Below are 17,550 nucleotides of genomic sequence, written 5' to 3'. Positions count from 1 at the left end.
AAGTATGTCCCAAAACAGTACACATTAAAAAAAAGAGTGTTTCCCCTATCAAAAAAGAGTGTTTTCCTGCATACATATAGAGTTTTCACTATTGCCGCAAATACCTAACTATAAGTACGTTTGAAATAGTTTTTAACGGAGTAACACCAAAAATCCGAAGAAGAGTAGGTAACTAAACAACCCATACATAACACGAAAAAGAAACAAAACATTTTATTTATTAAACAATTGCAAAAACACAAAAACAAGTAAAAAAATTATTTAACAAACAACATTTAAAACACAACTTATGAAACAAATTTCACTATTCATTTTATTGCTTATTGCTACAGCAACGCAAGCAGTTTATGGCCAAACGGGTTGCTCATCGTCAGCATGTGCAGCAACCACCTTAAACATTAGTACAGGTTTTAACCAAAGTACCTCTACCTACCAAACACCATTAGCTATTGAAAGCAACTGGACATTTATAGCAGCCCCACCTTCGGCTGGTATTACCTTCCCTGCCCCTTGCTGGGATATAGCACCCAACGGAGCATGGGCTAGTTTCCCTAATGCCAAATGGGTTTCGCCATTCCAGTCAAACGCTTATGGTACCAACAACCCGGCACCACAACCAACCTTCGATTTTCAACGTTGCTTTTGTGTTTGTCAAAACAACAATGTGCGTATTAGATTTGATTTATTAGTAGATGATGGTGCTATTATTTATTTAGATGGCAACCAAATTGCATCAGCTATGTTAGGCTACCAGTTTCAATGGAATAGACGGTTAATATTTGACTCAACTTTTGCTTTAACCGCAGGCCAACATTGCTTAACAGTAAGCTTACGTAATACCGGTGGTGTAGCCATGGGTTTTGCAGTAGACGGATTCATAACAGGAGCTAACTTGCTTTCACCACTTTGCTGCAATACAACAGGCAGTATTTGCGGTACCAAGCTAAACGATTCAGACTGCGATGGAAATGTTAGCCCCGCCACCGACTTAGGTCTTAGCGGATGGACAATTGTATTAAAAGATAACTTAGGCAACATAATAGCAACACAGGTAACCGATAACCAAGGTAACTATTGCTTTACAGGACTTACTCCGGGCAACTATTCAGTATCAGAAGTAAACCAGGCAGGCTGGACACAAACCTTCCCATCAGGAAGCGGAGTACATAATATTACTTTAACCTCAGGCAGTGTGGCAACAGCCTTGTTTGGTAATTGCCAACCGATAGTAATACCACCTTGTGATTTTAAATTAGGTATGGATGCTAAAATTAATAATTGTGGTGTGAATTTCACTGCCGATATTACAGGCTTACCTGCCGGCTATCAGGTAGTTTCAACCAGCTGGACATTTGGCGATGGCTACAGCTCAACAGAATTAAACCCTACCCATTTCTACAGTACAACCGGTAGTTATGTAGTATGTTTAAAAGTAACCATATTTAATGGAAAAGAGTGCTGTACACGTGAAATTTGCAGAGACTTAAAAATAGAAAAAGCATGCGAAGGTGAATGCAAAATAGATGCTGAAATTGGTTTTAGCATAGACGAACGTAATTGCATTTATAACTTCAGTAGCAATATTCTCTATACTGGACTACCTATTGGTTCTTGGTTCTGGGATTTTGGAGATGGAACAACAGGAACTGGTTCAAATCCTTCTCATCAATATGCAACCTCTGGCACCTATAAAGTATGTTTAACACTTTTTGCCAGCGACAGAGAAAGATGTTGCTTCAAAACTTTCTGTACCGAAATTAAAGTGGAGTGCAGAGAAAGAGAGTTAAAACGTACTATCAATACACCAACAGGTAAAGCAGATATAAAAACAACCGACAAAACACAATCTGCTATTACCATTACTGATAAAAATGTGATTATCTTAAACCAAAATGTACCAAATCCATTTGCTGAAAGTACCGTTATTGCATACAGTATTCCGGCCAAGTTTAGCAAAGCACAAATTACATTTACCAACACCGATGGTAAAGTAATTAAAACGCATGATATACTTGAAAAAGGTCAGGGACAATTAACCGTTTTTGCCAATGATTTATCAACCGGAGTATATGTTTATACTTTAGTAGTTGATGGAACAGTTATAGACTCAAAACGAATGGTTAAACAATAAAAAAATAAACTTAACTCATAAAAAAGGCTGCCTTCAAAAAGCAGCCTTTTTTTATTTTACATTATATGCATTTTATATCCACTTATCCTGCTCCTTTAAATTGTTTGGCAAATAAGTTAAATACTGAACCATACGTGGCACTTTACTTTTGTTAGGCGATGCGCAATGAGGTAATGCCTGATGCCATATAATAAAATCGCCTGCAGAGCCGGCAACAGATACAGGCTTTAAATTACTTATCGCATAACTACGCGGATCAACACCAGTCGGAACATGGTCCATCCAATCAGCTATTTGTAAATGAAAGCCCGGTACACATTGAAAAGCTCCACCCTCTTCGCTCACATCATTTAAATACAATAAACCTTGTAATTTATAAGGTATAGGCAAAGCCAAACTTACATCCCAGTGTAGTGAGCTACCCATAAATTTATACTTGTTTGTTTCCGGAGGATTAAAACTAACCTTATCAATTGTTTTATAAATATCCGTACTATTATAAAGTTGTTCATAAGCACTGCGTATACGAGCCGAATTACGCGTCCTTTGCAAAGCCTCATGCTCCGTAAAAACAACCATTAAACCTTTTTTAGCAGGATGAGGTTTATACCAGCTGTTTTCATCATACTCACTGGCATCCAAAAATTGCCATATCGCATTTTTTGCATCTATGCACTGCTGTTCCGTTACGGCTTGTTTTATAACTATATAACCATTCTGCTCCCAAAAAAGTAAATCATCAGCACTTAGTACCTGCCCATGAGCAACTGTTGTTTCTTCCTCTTTGGTACTCTTAGATTCCACCCAAGTTAAAAACACTTCAAAGCTTGGTTTATTATAATATAAATATTGTATAGTTTCTTCCATACCAATGTTTAACTGGTATAAAACTTTAACCGCTTCATGCCAGCTAAAATCAGCCTTTTTTGACTTAATATTAACAGCCTTTTGCCACAAACCATTCAATATATTTATTTGCTTTACGTCTAATATATTCACTTATATAATTTTATGCAAGGCAAAATAATTAGTTTACTATAAACAAAATACGTCATCATGCAAAAAGGGTATTTATACTAGCAAAAAAGAGTGTTTTCCCTATTGTATTACACTATGCTTACCCCATATTTTCGATTTTCTAATATTTAAATATATACCATTTGTAATCCCTTATAAAAGAGGAACACCTGTAGACAACAACAATTTCTCGTGTTACTTACCTATAAAAAAATGAATAACAAATAGCTTGAAACCAAAATGAAAAAACAATAAACATGAAATACTTTTTTCACCTATTTTCTCAGCCATTAAATAACAATAAAATTATTGAGCGCATTAGTTAAAACCAATATTTATCTATGCTATATGATAAAAACCAATTACCATACCTATAAAACAATTCAATTAAGCAAGCACCCCACCCTTTTAAAAACAACTAACACCAACTAATGGCAGTTTATATATTAGGCACAGGCCTATCACATAATGGTTCCGCTGTTCTTCTAAAGGATGGTAAAGTATTAGTGGGTATAGAAAAAGAACGCATTACCAGAGTAAAGCATGATGGCGGTAATGATTCTGATGCCATAAAATATTGTTTACAGGCAGCAGGCATTACCCTTGACCAGTTAAGTTTAGTGGTACAGTGCGCCAACTTTGAAAAAGATGAAATTAAGCTTACCCAATACCAAGGCAAACGTATTTTTCCTGCCAATTTTAAAGTACCAGTAGTAAGTATATCACATCACCTAGCCCATGCGTACAGTGCCATAGGCACTTCACCCTTTAACGATTCACATGTATTTATATTAGACGGTACAGGCAGCCCTTATGAGCAATGCGATGATATAGCCGGAGCTGCTAATTTAAACGAAGCAGAAATGCTTAATCATCCCAATAAATTATATTGTGAAAAAGATAGTTTTTACCATTACCAAGCAGGGCAACTCAATTCATTAATCAAAGACTTTTCCGTATTAGATTTAAGCAGGCCCAGTTATATTTTACGACCTTCTACCAACACCCATTCTATAGGAGGTTTTTATGCCGCTATAAGCAATTACTGTTTCGGCAATATGGACGATGCCGGTAAGTTAATGGGCCTTGCTCCCTATGGTAAACCCAATGCCATTAAGTTAAAAGCATTTACCTTAAAAGAAGGCAGGGCACTACTCAACGAAAGCACTTTAAAAGAATTTACCAATCCGGCTTTAAGCTTTACACAACTAAAAAACAATTTTTCATACTATAGCAATATTGCCCATTGGGCACAACAACAATTAGAAGAAGCCATACTATATACCCTATACCACCGAACAAAAAAACACCCCGTTACCAATTTATGTTATGCGGGAGGAGTAGCTTTAAATGCGTTGGCCAATGTGCGTATAAAAAGAGAGTTGGGCATAAAAAACCTGTACATTGAACCCGCATCGGGCGACAATGGATTGGCATTAGGTTGTGCTTATTATGGCTGGCTGCAGGTTTTACAAAAAGAGAAGAAAACATTTCCTACCCATACCTATTTTGGATATAGTTATCCGAAACAAACAACAGAAAAAACCATTGATAGCTATGAGAAAAAAATACGTTTTAGTAAAATAGAAAACATAGCATCGTTAACAGCCCGTTTACTTAACCAAAACAAAGTAATAGGATGGTTCCAAAGCAGCTCCGAATTTGGGCCAAGGGCTTTAGGCAACAGAAGCATATTAGCCAGCCCCTTAAACAAAGGAGTAAAAGATTTTATTAACTCAGCTATTAAAAACCGCGAAGATTTCAGACCTTTTGCACCATCCATTTTAGCCCAAGATTTAACTACCTATTATCAGCATGACGAATCATCGCCTTACATGTTGTTAGTTAACACCATTAAACCCGAATATGAAGAGTTATTACAAGATGTAGTACATAAAAACAAAACCTCGCGCGTGCAAACAGTAACTTTAAATGACAATCCTGTTTTTTTTCGTTTAATTAGTGCGCTAAAAAAATTATGTGGACATGGTATTGTATTAAATACCTCATTTAATAAACGAGGAACACCCATAGTTGAAACACCTGAACAAGCCATTGATTTTTTTATAAATAGTCAGCTTGATTATTTAGTAATTGACGATTTTATAATTGAAAAAAATAATGCCCAATAAAGAAACAATAACAAAAAAAATAGTTGACTTTATCAATGAAATAGGAATTGAAACAAACTATATGCAAATTGATGAGCCTACCTTTTTACCCGGTATTTTAATAAAAGAAGGCGTCATTCATATAGATACCGATAAACTGTTATACCCTGGAGATTTATTACATGAATCAGGCCATTTAGCTGTTATTCCTAAAAACGAAAGAACATTAGTGGGAGGTAACTTAGGAGAGGCTAAAGATGAGCAAACAGCCATGGGTGAAGAGTTAATGTCTATAGCATGGAGTTATGCAGCCATTACCTATTTAAATTTAGACCCAAAAATTGTTTTTCATCCTGATGGTTACAAAGGCTCAGCAGACTGGTACCTGGATTTATATACCCAAGGTAATTATATAGGGCTACCTACCTTACAGTGGATAGGCTTATGTTACGATGAAAAACAAGCAGCACTTAAACAAGCAAAACCTTATCCATACATGCTAAAATGGTTAAGAGATTAAACAAAATACTATACCTATGTTACACGCCACATACTTAACAATTGAAAACCTGCTTAACGCAGAACAGTTGCAACAAATTAAAACCATCAGCAATCAGGCAACATTTGATAATGGAAAAAAAACAGCCACACAAGCAGCCAAGCAAGTAAAAAACAACCTGCAAATAGATGCACAAAGCCAGACATCAATGGCTTTACAACAAATTATACTAACCTCGCTCAACCAAAGTAGTTTGTTTAGAAATGCCACCTTTATTAAAAACGTATACCCGTTTTTATTCAGTAAATATACCGAAGGTATGGAATACGGCTGGCATGTTGACAGCCCACTAATGGGTAATATGATGCGTACCGACATAGCCATTACCATTTTTTTAAACAACCCCGATGAATATGAAGGCGGAGAACTGGAACTACAGACACCCAGCGGCACACAACTATATAAGCTACCGGCAGGTAGTGCTATATGCTACCCATGTACCCAACTGCATCAGGTAAAAAAAGTAACCAAAGGAGAAAGAAGAGTAGCCGTAAGCTGGATAGAAAGCATGGTAAAAAACAGCGAGCAACGGAAAATACTTTTCGATATGCAACAGTGCATTGAAACACTATTACAAAACCAGCAAACAGAGCAGGCCAATACATTACAACAAATACATAGCAACATACTGCGTATGTGGGCTATTTAACTATTGTTTCCTATGACCGATAAACTTAAACTACCCTTTGTTTTCGATGCACAAAAAATGCAGCACGAGATAAATAATTTTAGAGAAGATGAATGGATACCCCATTTTAATAAAGGATATTATACTGGCGACTGGACCGTTATTCCATTGCGTTCAGTAAATGGCGAACCAACCCGTATATTCCCCGACCCCACAGGCTTAGGTATTTATGCCGATACCATTCATTTAAAAAAATCTACCTATTTAAACGAAGTAATCAATACCTTTAAATGCGATAAAATTGATGTGAGGTTATTGAGTTTAAAAGCCGGTTCCAATATAAAAGAACACAGAGATTACGGATTAGCCATAGAAGATGGCGAGGTAAGAATACACGTACCCATAACCACCAATCCGTCACTTGAATTTTATCTAAATAAAGAACGGGTAATGATGCAGGAAGGCGAATGTTGGTTTCTAAATTTTAACTATTACCATAGTGTAAATAATAAAGGCACAACCGATCGCATACACTTAGTAATGGACTGCAAAGTAAATGACTGGCTAATGGCTTTTTTTAAGTAAACACTTCACCCCATTTCAGGCATATTATTTCTTATTCAAAAAGAAATTAAAATCTGCGCTTTCAAGATTAAAAAATTGTTAATATAATTACAAACAATTGTTTAACAGCTAATTATCGAAAAACAGTATTTTAAAAAAGAGTATTTATACTACGAAAAAAGAGTACTTTCCCCCTTGCTATTACTATTTATTTAACGAACATTTGAGCTCAAACAATTGAACAAATAAAATTTAAATAAATGTCAAAAAATATCTCCATAGGTCTTTTAATACCCTCTTCAACAATTTTACCTGTAGGCAAAGACTTTGAACAAGGTGTAAAACGTGGATTAAAAACATTAACCACAAGTGGAGATTATGCAATAGAATTTATCCCGGAATTTATTGCAGAAGGTTCAAAAGAAAAGACAGAAACTGCCATTAACAAATTAATTACCTACCACAATGTAGATTTAATAACAGGCATTATTTCAAACAGGACATTACAGGTTTTAGCAGAAAAACTATCAAAAACAAAAACACCCGTTATCATCAATAATATAGGTGAACATATACTTGATGCACGATTACTTCAACCCAATGTTTATATTAACTCAACCCATGTTTGGCAACAAATATGGTCACTAGGTTATTGGGGCGTTCAAAGTAAAGGTTTGAAAGGTATGTTTATGAGTGGCATTTACGATTCAGGCTATTCATTCTCCCTAATGCTTCAAATGGGTATGCAGGCCGCCAATGAAAATGCTTCAATGCCATTTGCCGTTGCCCCGGTTAGTATACCCGGAAGCTTAGCCGATGTAAAATCAACATTTCAGTACATAGACCAATTTCAACCCGATTTCATCTTTGCTACTTTTTGTGGAGAAGAAGCTAGCATATTTTTAAAAGAATATGTGGAAAGAGGCTATCATAAAACAACTCCATTAATAGGCTTACCATTCTTATTACAACCATTTGATAGCGCAGGCGAAGAAGTAACTATATATACTACAGTAACCAGCAATACAGATATAGATGAAAGCCAACTAGATGATTTAACAGCAATGGCAGAGAACCCTTTTCCGTATTTAGGTTATGAAACAGGCTTACTGATTCAGGAGGCAGTAACCCATACCGAAAACTTAAAAGACCTCAAACAAACAATTGCAGAAACAACTATTCATTCACAAAGAGGCAAAATAAATATGTCATCTCAGGAATCAGGCGATGGAGCAAAAGTTTTCTTAATAAAAAACACCTTTAATGGTAAAAATATAAAAAGAGAAATAGTGCAGGAGCTAAATACACTATATGCAAATAACGAAACTTTAATAGAGGCTTTAGATGTGCCTTCTTCAGGTTGGTACAACCCCTATCCTGGCGTGTAAATGAATATAGCGGTTGTTTGTAATAGTGATGTACTGGCTTTTCCTTCTATTAAATTTTTAATAGACAATGGCCATTTAGCAGGAGTTGGGATACTAGAAAAAAATATAAAAATACTGAAACAACCACTTATTAGTTTAGGTGTTGCAGAAAGTACAATTGGTTTCTTTGAAAAGAAAAATTGGATAGCACAACAAAAAGAGTGGTTGGCAGCTATAAAACCCGATGCCGTTTGGGTGTTTGGTTTTCCATGGGCATTTCCAAATGAAATATTGGCAATGCCACCAAAAGGTTTTTGTAATTTTCATTTTGGTTTATTGCCAAAATACAAAGGGGCTGACCCCATTTTTTGGCAAATAAAAAACGGAGAAAAAAACGGTGGTGTGGTTATTCATAAAATAACCGAACAAGTTGATGAAGGGCCCGTTGTATGGAAAGAAGAAGTACCAATAATACCGGGAGAAAACTATGGTTTACATACCCAACGAATGGGTTTGGTAGTAGTAAATATATTAAACAACTTACTGAATGAAGAAGTGCTGAAAAAGGCACAGAAGCAGGAAGAAAGTACTGAAACAGTTTCGTTCTTTAAAAAACCAGATACAAACCAATTAACCATTAATTGGGATGAACAAAGCGCTGATGAAATAGAAAGTCTCGTTAATGCAAGCAATCCAAAGTACGATGGTGCTTCTACCAAATTAAGAGGAATGGAAGTACGCTTGCTTGAAATTACCCCGGCAGATGTAAATAATCCACCCGAAGTTAAACCCGGAACGGTTATACATGCAGATGCTTTGTATGGGCTGATTGTAGCTTGTAGAGATAAAAAATTTATACGTTTAAATATTTTATCTACAAGAGAAGGATACATGTCAGGAGTAAAGCTCTTTGCCTTAGGTATAAAAGCGGGAGACCTATTTCATCATTAATAAAAAAAACAAGATTAAAACATAAAACAACTATTTATTATTTATTAACCCAAAAAAAAAAGAAAACTATGGAAGGAACAATGGCAGAAATCCGCCTTTTCGCGGGAGATTTTTCACCGAAATCCTGGAGTTTTTGTAATGGCGCATTATTAGCCATTAACACGAACCAGGCTCTTTTCGCACTTCTTGGCACTACCTATGGAGGTAACGGTCAAACTACATTCGGATTACCCGATCTTAGGGGACGCACAGCAGTAGGTACCGGCCAGGGAGCCGGACTTAGTTATTACACACTGGGAGAAATGAATGGAACAAATTCTGTTTCGTTACTTTCTACGCAAATGCCTCAGCACACGCACACGGCTACAACCAGTGGGTCTACAGGCCAGTCAGGAGGAACTGCCGTATTGCAAGCAGTGAATGCCGGAGGACAAGCATCTCCAACAGGTAACTACTTGGGAGTGGACGATAGCGGTACGGGAGCTGCAACTTATGCTGCCGGTGGTACCGGAACCCCGGTTGCAATGAACAGTGCTTCTGTGGTAACATCTAATGGAACTGTTTCAGCTCCAACCGTAGCTGTAGCTATGAATGGTTCAAGCCAACCGCACAACAATACAATGCCTTCACTTGCACTGAACTATGTAATTTGTATATACGGTATTTTCCCATCAAGAAATTAATTAACTATTTAACAAAAACGAACATGGAAGGAACAATAGGAGAAATCAGAATGTTTGGCGGAAATTTCGCCCCATTAGGCTGGCAAATATGTGGTGGACAAAGTATGTCTATAGCTGAGTATACTGCACTATATGCCGTAATAGGAACATATTATGGTGGTGATGGGCAAACCTCATTTTCATTACCGGATTTAAGAAGCCGCATACCTGTAGGAACGGGCCAAGGGCCTGGATTACCGGCAGTAAGCACTGGTGAAGCATGGGGCACAGAAGGCGTTACTTTAACAACAAGCCAAATGCCTGCACATACCCATAATGCCGTTGTAACAGGCGGAGGAGGAACTGCAACTTTTACTGCCACTCTTAACGGAGTGAATGGTGCAGGAGGTGTAGATAATCCAACCGGAAATATTTTAGGTGAGGATACATCAAGTGCAACCACTTCTTATGCAACTTCAGGTACATTGTCAGAAATGAATGCAGGGTCTGTAGTTGTTACAAACCTGTATGGCGCACTGCCAACAATAGCTGTAGGAGCTGCAGGAAGCTCACAGCCCCATAGCAATATACAGCCTGTATTGGCAGTAAATTACATCATTTGTTTAGAGGGTATTTTCCCATCAAGAAATTAATTAACATTTTAACAAAAACGAAAATGGAAGGAACAATAGGAGAAATTCGTCTTTTTGCATCAAACTTTGCCCCTAAAAATTGGGCATATTGTGCAGCACAGGTTGTGCAAATTCGTGCAAACACTGCTCTTTTTTCAATACTTGGCACTACCTACGGAGGTGATGGCTCAACCACTTTTATGCTACCTGATTTACAAGGTCGTGTAGCATTAGGAGCTGGTCAGGGTGCTGGATTAACAAATTATGCATTAGGGGCCAAAACAGGAACAGAAACAGTTGTATTGGATATAACGCAATTACCCGCACATAACCATCAGGCAGTTGCACAGCCGGGAATCGGCTCAGGAACAGCTAAAATAATGGCAGTAGGAACTGCCGGTGGTGCAAGCAGTCCGGGAGGCAATTATATTGGACAGGATACAATCAATATGCTTACCTCGTATGCCAGCGGAGGAACCATCGTGGGCATGGATAGCCGATCAGTACAGATTTCTAACGTGGTAGCAACAGGAGGCCCTGCTTCAGTAGCTTTAGGCAACAATGGCGGTAATCTGCCACACTCTAATTTGCAACCGTATACCGCTCTCAACTATATTATTTGTATGTACGGAATATTTCCGTCTAGAAATTAACTAACATAAAACATATAAAGCCTGGTTATTTATAATCAGGCTTTTAGTATTTTTGGCGGCTAAATGGTTGCCCTGTATCTCAAAACTTTTTTGAGATGCCAATTATGAAAAAAACAATATGAAAAAAATTTACACACCGGTTGTAAACCGTATTTTATTATCAACCTGCTTATTACTTCAGCTGTTATTGTTTGGAAGTAAAACCACACAGGCTGCAATTTCTAAAGGCGATATTGCCATCATCGGGCTAAACTGTGATCTTACCACTTCCACATCCAAAACATTTGTAATCGTTACGCTTGCGGATATCCCGGCCAATGAAACGATTTATTTTTCGGATAAGGCCTATTATGCAGACGCTTTCGGGCCATTGCTCGGAAACGGAAGCGAGGGCCGTTTTTCATGGGCCACGGGGGGCTCGATTATCAGTAAAGGTACGGTAATTATGTTTACGGTTACCAGTGCGGCCTCACCGACCGTAACCACAACCCCGTCTACTGGAACGTGTACGGTTCTGGAAGGATGGACCAGCACGAATGCTACGATAGCTCCTTTCGGGCAGAATGGCGACAATCTGTTGGTGTATCAGGGAACCGAAGCCGCACCTACTTTTATCTTCGGGTTTAACAGCGGAAATAATGCAAGCGGGGTAACCAATGGCTGGCAAACCGGTTTGGCAACCAACCCCAACGGAGCCTGCGAGCTTCCGGATAGTTTAACCAATGGCACCACTGCCATAGGTTTGGGTGGAAGCGCGCATTTTGATAATTATAAGTACAACGAAGTTTCAACAAATGGTACCAAGGCAGCTCTCTTAGCAAGTATATGCGCATCAGCCAACTGGGCTTATGCATCTGATGATATTACACCTTGGAATTTTACCCCAACAACCGGGGAGTTCAGTAATTTTACCGTGGGCTCTTCCAATACAGCGCCAGTTTTTTTAAATACAACCCCTCAGGCTTTAAGCGTGTGCCAGAACGCAAGCGCTACAAGCCTTATTTCTTTATTACACGTAAATGATGCCAATGCCAGTCAACCAATGACATGGACACAGCAATCTGCCCCAACAAATGGTACACTTACTATTACTTCAGCTACAGCATCTTCAGGCAGTACTGATATAACACCGGGCGGAACAATTTCTTATACCCCCACAAACGGGTACAACGGTAGTGATGCATTTACCATCCGTGTAAGCGATGGAACAGCCACTGCTGATATGGTCATCAATGTAACGGTAAATGCACTTCCAAGTGTTTCTACAGCTACCACCGCTGCAACCTGTAGCGGAACCGGTCCGAACATAAGCTTAACAGCATCTGTTGCCAGTAGCTTTGCATGGACATTAGGTACTAACACAGGCTCTATTACAGGAGCCAGTGCAAGCAACGGTAACACTATCAACCAGACTTTAACAAATCCTAGCAACGCTGCCGCAGGCAGCATTGTATATGCAGTTACTCCTACTTCTACTACCGGCTCATGCGTAGGTAGTGCCACCAATATAACTGTAACCGTTAATCCAACACCAACTATTACGCTTAGTGCAGTAACAAGCGTAAATACATCTTCTACCAGCTTCAGCTTACCTTATACAGCTACTGCGGGTAGTCCAAATCAATATTCAATAACAACCGGTACCACAGCTATGCCAAGCTTTAGCGCGGTAACCAATGCTACTTTAGGAGGATCTCCGGTTAGTGTTACAATCCCTTCCAGTGCTGCTAATACGTATGATTTTATAGCCACTGTTAAAAACAGTACTACCGGTTGTATCAGTGCCAATAATAATTTTACAGTAGGTGTTGTAACACCACCGGTAATCACGGCAACCGGCACATTAAGTGCTTTTACAACTTGTGCGGGCGTTGTTTCTACTGAACAAAGCTTTACTGTATCAGGTTCAAACCTTACGGCTAATCTTGTTATTACTCCGCCAACAGGCTTTGAAGTGTCAACTACTTCGGGCAGCGGCTTCACTACCAGTATATCGCTCACCCCAAGTTCAGGCTCGGTAAGCAGCACTACTATATATGTACGATTAACCACTGCTGCCACCGGAAGCCCTTCAGGTAATTTTGCGGTGGCTTCAACAGGTGGAACTACCCAAAATGTGGCTGCCAGTGCAACAGTATCTGCTGCCATAGGAGCAAACACCATCAGTCCTACTTCACAAACAGTATGTTCTGGTGCAACACCAACAACTATTACGGGTTCTACCCCAACAGGCGCAACAGGAACTTACAGTTATTTATGGATGAGCAGCACCACCAGTGCAGGCGCAGGATTTTCATCAGCAAGCGGAACCAATAATACAAAAGATTATTCACCGGGAACAACTACAGCGGCCACTTGGTATAAAAGGATGGTTACTTCGGGAACCTGTAAAAACGATACTTCTTTACTGGTAAGTTCAGGGGTTTATGCTTTAAGCTTTCCTGGTTCAAACGCCTATGTAAGCCTTTCAGGACCGAGTGGCACCCCGGCTTCTTTCCAAGGTAGTAGTAATAAATACATAGGGATGTGGGTATACCCTACTTCTGCCAATGGCGGACTATTTAATTTTGGTAATTCGGGCGCCTGTTATGGATCGGTTCGTTTGATCCTTTCCGGAGGTAGCCTTCGTCTGGACCAAGGATGCGGGGTAGTGACATCTACCATAACTGTTCCAAATAACCAATGGACCTATGTTTTTATGTCATTCAACTCAAGCACTCAATATACAGTAGGTAAGGTATTGAACGGAGCTGTAACCAAGCAAAATGTTCTTACATCAACTTCAGCCAGCCACGGTGCAGGCCCTTTTAATATCGGAGCCAATACCATCAATGGCAATTACCTGGTAGGGCAACTGGATGAGGTGAGCGTATGGACCACCAACCCGACTGATGCAGAAATTGTATCGATGAGCCAAACAGGTTTAACAGGTTCAGAAACCGGCCTGATAGGCTACTACAACTTTAACGCTGGTGCTGTTAATACTACCGTTACAGACAACAGTGGTCATGGCCTTACCGGAACGCTTACAAACATAAACAGCACTTCGGGATGGGTAACATCAACATTAACCCTGGCATCAACCGCCACAGTAAAAGTTAATGCTGTTCCAAGCTTAAGCACAGCTACTACAGCTACTGTATGTAGCGGACTCAGCCCTAATATCAGCTTAACAGCTTCTGTAGCCAGTAGCTATGCATGGACATTAGGCACCAACACCGGCTCTATAACCGGAGCAAGTGCCAGCAATGGTGCTACCATCAACCAAGCATTAACCAATCCTAGCAATACTACCGCTGGTAGTATTGTATATACTGTAACACCTACGGCAACCACCGGTTCATGTGTAGGTAGTGCAACCGATATTACGGTTACTGTTAATCCAAAACCAACTATAACATTGGGTACTGTAAACAATGTAAATACAACTGCTACTAGTTTTAGTTTACCTTATTCAGCTACTCAGGGTAGCCCTAACCAATATTCAATAACAACAGGTACTACTGCTATGCCAAGTTTCAGCGCGGTGACCAACGCCACTTTACCGGCATCACCGATTAGTGTGACTATACCTGCCAGCGCTGCTAATACTTACGATTTTATAGCCACTGTTAAAAACAGTACTACAGGTTGTATCAGCGCCAATAACAATTTTACTTTAACTACTGCTGCCGGTACTACCATAAGCTCAGTTGACAGGGGTACACCAAGCGGTTCAACCACCAACGCTACTTCAGTAACTTACAACGTAACATTTGGTGCAAGTGTTACTGGCGTAACAGCTAGTAATTTCACCTTATCAACAACCGGCAGTGTAACAGGAGCCAGTATCGGTACTGTAAGCGGTTCGGGTACAAGCTGGACCGTAGCGGTTAGCACCGGTACAGGTGATGGTTCCATTACATTAAACTTTGATAACTCAACTGGTATGACCCCGGCAATAAGCACTACACTGCCTTTTGCAGGACAAACCTATACAATAGACAAAACAGCACCGACCGTTACAACACAAAATATAACTGCACAATTAAATTCATCAGGTACAGTAACTATTACAGGATCACAAATCGACAATGGATCAAGTGATGCTTCAGGTATTGCAACAGTAAGTGTTTCTCCAAGTAGCTTTACTTGTGCCAACGCAGGTGCCAATACAGTTACTTTAACCGTGACTGACAATACAGGTAATACAAATACAGCTACGGCTACGGTAACAGTAGCTGATACAGTGAAACCGGTGGCTACTTCACAAAATATTACTAAATATTTAAATGCAGCTGGTACAGTTTCAATCACTGCGGCTCAGGTGAACAATGGCAGCTCAGATGCTTGTGGTATTGCTACTTTAAGTGTATCGCCTAGCTCATTCACTTGTGCTAACGTAGGTGCCAATACAGTTACTTTAACAGTAACCGATAATAATGGCAATATAAAAACAACGACTGCTACGGTAACTGTTTCAGATACAATCAGACCGGTAGCTACTGCACAAAATATTACTAAATACCTAAATGCTGCTGGTACAGTTTCAATCACTGCTGCTCAGGTTAACAATGGTTCAACTGATGCGTGTGGTATTGCTACTTTAAGTGTATCGCCTAGTTCATTTACTTGTGCTAATGTAGGTGCTAATACCGTTACTTTAATCGTGACCGATAACAATGGCAATATAAAAACCACGACTGCTACAGTAACCATTGCTGATACAATCAGCCCGGTAGCCACTTCACAGAATATTACTAAATATTTAAATGCAGCTGGTACAGTTTCAATTACTGCTGCCCAAGTTAACAATGGCTCAAGCGATGCTTGTGGTATTGCTACTTTAAGCGTTTCACCTAGTAGCTTTACTTGTGCTAATGTAGGTGCTAATACGGTTACTTTAACAGTAACTGATAATAACGGTAATGTAAAAACCACGACTGCTACAGTAACCGTTACTGATACAATCAGTCCGGTAGCTACGTCTCAAAATATTACCAAATACTTAAATGCAGCTGGTACCGTTTCAATTACTGCTGCCCAAGTTAACAATGGCTCAAGCGATGCTTGTGGTATTGCTACTTTAAGTGTGTCGCCAAGTTCATTTACTTGTGCCAACGTAGGTGCTAATACAGTTACATTAACGGTGACTGATAATAACGGCAATATCAAAACGACTACAGCTACGGTAACCGTTGCTGATACAATCAGCCCGGTAGCCACTGCACAAAACATTACTAAATACTTAAATGCGGCCGGTACAGTTTCAATCACTGCGGCTCAGGTGAACAATGGTTCAACTGATGCGTGTGGTATTGCTACTTTAAGCGTTTCACCAAGTTCATTTACTTGTGCTAATGTGGGTGCCAATACCGTTACTTTAACAGTAACTGATAATAACGGCAACATTAAAACAGCTACTGCTACAGTTACCATCGCTGATACAATCAGCCCGGTAGCTACTGCACAGAATATTACTAAATATTTAAATGCAGCGGGCTCAGTAAGTATTACAGCGGCTCAAGTTAACAATGGTTCAACTGATGCATGTAGTATTGCTACTTTAAGCGTTTCACCAAGTTCATTTACTTGTGCTAACACTGGTGCAAACACCGTTACTTTAACCGTTACTGATAATAATGGCAATATAAAAACGACTACCGCTACAGTAACCATTGCTGATACAATCAGCCCGGTAGCTACTGCACAAAATATTACTAAATATTTAAATGCAGCTGGTACCGTTTCAATTACTGCGGCTCAGGTGAACAATGGTTCAACTGATGCGTGTGGTATTGCTACTTTAAGCGTATCGCCTAGTTCATTTACTTGTGCTAATGTAGGTGCCAATACAGTAACCTTAACGGTAACTGATAATAATGGCAATATAAAAACTACTACTGCTACAGTAACCATTGCTGATACAATCAGCCCGGTAGCTACTGCACAAAATATTACTAAATATTTAAATGCGGCTGGTACGGTAAGTATTACAGGAGCTCAAATAAACAATGGCAGTTCTGATGCTTGTGGTATTGCTACTTTAAGCGTTTCACCTAGCTCATTCACTTGTGCTAATGTGGGTGCCAATACAGTTACTTTAACAGTAACTGATAATAACGGCAACATTAAAACAGCTACGGCTACAGTTACCATCGCTGATACGATCAGCCCGGTAGCTACTGCACAAAATATTACTAAATATTTAAATGCAGCTGGTACCGTTTCAATTACTGCGGCTCAGGTGAACAATGGTTCAACTGATGCGTGTGGTATTGCTACTTTAAGCGTAT

At 39.3% G+C, this 17,550-nt stretch carries 12 protein-coding genes; 11 read left to right on the top strand and 1 reads right to left on the bottom strand.

Features of this window, described 5'->3' with window-relative positions:
- The first annotated feature begins 289 nt into the window (after positions 1-289).
- A complete protein-coding gene (locus V4538_17090) occupies positions 290-2,131 on the top strand; it encodes a PKD domain-containing protein (GenBank protein MES2382765.1) in 1,842 nt (613 codons plus the stop codon).
- Positions 2,132-2,203: 72 nt separating this feature from the next.
- On the opposite strand, the gene V4538_17085 is transcribed toward V4538_17090, so the two are convergent.
- A complete protein-coding gene (locus V4538_17085) occupies positions 2,204-3,130 on the bottom strand; it encodes a phytanoyl-CoA dioxygenase family protein (GenBank protein MES2382764.1) in 927 nt (308 codons plus the stop codon).
- A 449-nt stretch (positions 3,131-3,579) separates the two neighbouring features.
- Between V4538_17085 and V4538_17080 the strand changes: the two genes are divergently transcribed.
- The 10 genes from V4538_17080 to V4538_17035 form a co-directional block, all read left to right on the top strand.
- Positions 3,580-5,280 carry a carbamoyltransferase C-terminal domain-containing protein gene (locus V4538_17080; protein ID MES2382763.1) on the top strand — a complete coding sequence of 567 codons (1,701 nt, stop codon included), beginning with the start codon at positions 3,580-3,582 and terminating at the stop codon, positions 5,278-5,280.
- On the top strand, positions 5,270-5,779 hold the full coding sequence (locus V4538_17075; protein ID MES2382762.1) for a hypothetical protein: 510 nt from the start codon (positions 5,270-5,272) through the stop codon (positions 5,777-5,779). The genes V4538_17080 and V4538_17075 overlap by 11 nt, the downstream gene beginning before the upstream one ends.
- Positions 5,780-5,795: 16 nt before the next feature.
- Positions 5,796-6,467 (top strand): Fe2+-dependent dioxygenase, encoded by a 672-nt coding sequence (locus tag V4538_17070; GenBank protein MES2382761.1) that lies wholly within the window; start codon positions 5,796-5,798, stop codon positions 6,465-6,467.
- Between the two features lie 12 nt (positions 6,468-6,479).
- Positions 6,480-7,031, top strand: coding sequence for an aspartyl/asparaginyl beta-hydroxylase domain-containing protein (locus tag V4538_17065; GenBank protein ID MES2382760.1), 552 nt, complete (start codon positions 6,480-6,482; stop codon positions 7,029-7,031).
- A 239-nt stretch (positions 7,032-7,270) separates the two neighbouring features.
- The gene (locus tag V4538_17060) at positions 7,271-8,398 is read left to right on the top strand and encodes an ABC transporter substrate-binding protein (GenBank protein MES2382759.1); all 1,128 of its coding nucleotides are present in this window, start codon (positions 7,271-7,273) and stop codon (positions 8,396-8,398) included.
- Positions 8,399-9,328, top strand: a complete 930-nt coding sequence (locus tag V4538_17055; protein MES2382758.1) for a formyltransferase family protein — start codon at positions 8,399-8,401, stop codon at positions 9,326-9,328. It begins immediately after the preceding gene.
- Positions 9,329-9,396: 68 nt separating this feature from the next.
- Positions 9,397-10,011, top strand: coding sequence for a tail fiber protein (locus tag V4538_17050; protein ID MES2382757.1), 615 nt, complete (start codon positions 9,397-9,399; stop codon positions 10,009-10,011).
- Between the two features lie 23 nt (positions 10,012-10,034).
- On the top strand, positions 10,035-10,643 hold the full coding sequence (locus V4538_17045; protein MES2382756.1) for a tail fiber protein: 609 nt from the start codon (positions 10,035-10,037) through the stop codon (positions 10,641-10,643).
- 23 nt (positions 10,644-10,666) lie between these two features.
- Complete coding sequence (locus V4538_17040; protein ID MES2382755.1) at positions 10,667-11,275, top strand: tail fiber protein; 609 nt, start codon at positions 10,667-10,669, stop codon at positions 11,273-11,275.
- 118 nt (positions 11,276-11,393) lie between these two features.
- On the top strand, positions 11,394-17,550 hold a 6,157-nt coding region (locus V4538_17035), incomplete at its 3' end, for a PKD-like domain-containing protein (GenBank protein MES2382754.1).

The organism is Bacteroidota bacterium, from assembly GCA_040388375.1.
Lineage (GTDB): Bacteria > Bacteroidota > Bacteroidia > UKL13-3 > UKL13-3 > JAAFJM01.
Note: the sequence above shows the minus strand (reverse complement) of the source record. Positions and strands in the feature narration are given on the sequence as shown.

What these genes read in the sequence shown, in the direction of transcription:
- V4538_17040 (MES2382755.1), top strand. Translation starts at nt 10,667, where the DNA reads ATGGAAGGAACAATAGGAGAAATTCGTCTTTTTGCATCAAACTTTGCC.
- V4538_17080 (MES2382763.1), top strand. Translation starts at nt 3,580, where the DNA reads ATGGCAGTTTATATATTAGGCACAGGCCTATCACATAATGGTTCCGCT.
- V4538_17060 (MES2382759.1), top strand. Translation starts at nt 7,271, where the DNA reads ATGTCAAAAAATATCTCCATAGGTCTTTTAATACCCTCTTCAACAATT.
- V4538_17065 (MES2382760.1), top strand. Translation starts at nt 6,480, where the DNA reads ATGACCGATAAACTTAAACTACCCTTTGTTTTCGATGCACAAAAAATG.
- V4538_17055 (MES2382758.1), top strand. Translation starts at nt 8,399, where the DNA reads ATGAATATAGCGGTTGTTTGTAATAGTGATGTACTGGCTTTTCCTTCT.
- V4538_17090 (MES2382765.1), top strand. Translation starts at nt 290, where the DNA reads ATGAAACAAATTTCACTATTCATTTTATTGCTTATTGCTACAGCAACG.
- V4538_17075 (MES2382762.1), top strand. Translation starts at nt 5,270, where the DNA reads ATGCCCAATAAAGAAACAATAACAAAAAAAATAGTTGACTTTATCAAT.
- V4538_17045 (MES2382756.1), top strand. Translation starts at nt 10,035, where the DNA reads ATGGAAGGAACAATAGGAGAAATCAGAATGTTTGGCGGAAATTTCGCC.
- V4538_17050 (MES2382757.1), top strand. Translation starts at nt 9,397, where the DNA reads ATGGAAGGAACAATGGCAGAAATCCGCCTTTTCGCGGGAGATTTTTCA.
- V4538_17070 (MES2382761.1), top strand. Translation starts at nt 5,796, where the DNA reads ATGTTACACGCCACATACTTAACAATTGAAAACCTGCTTAACGCAGAA.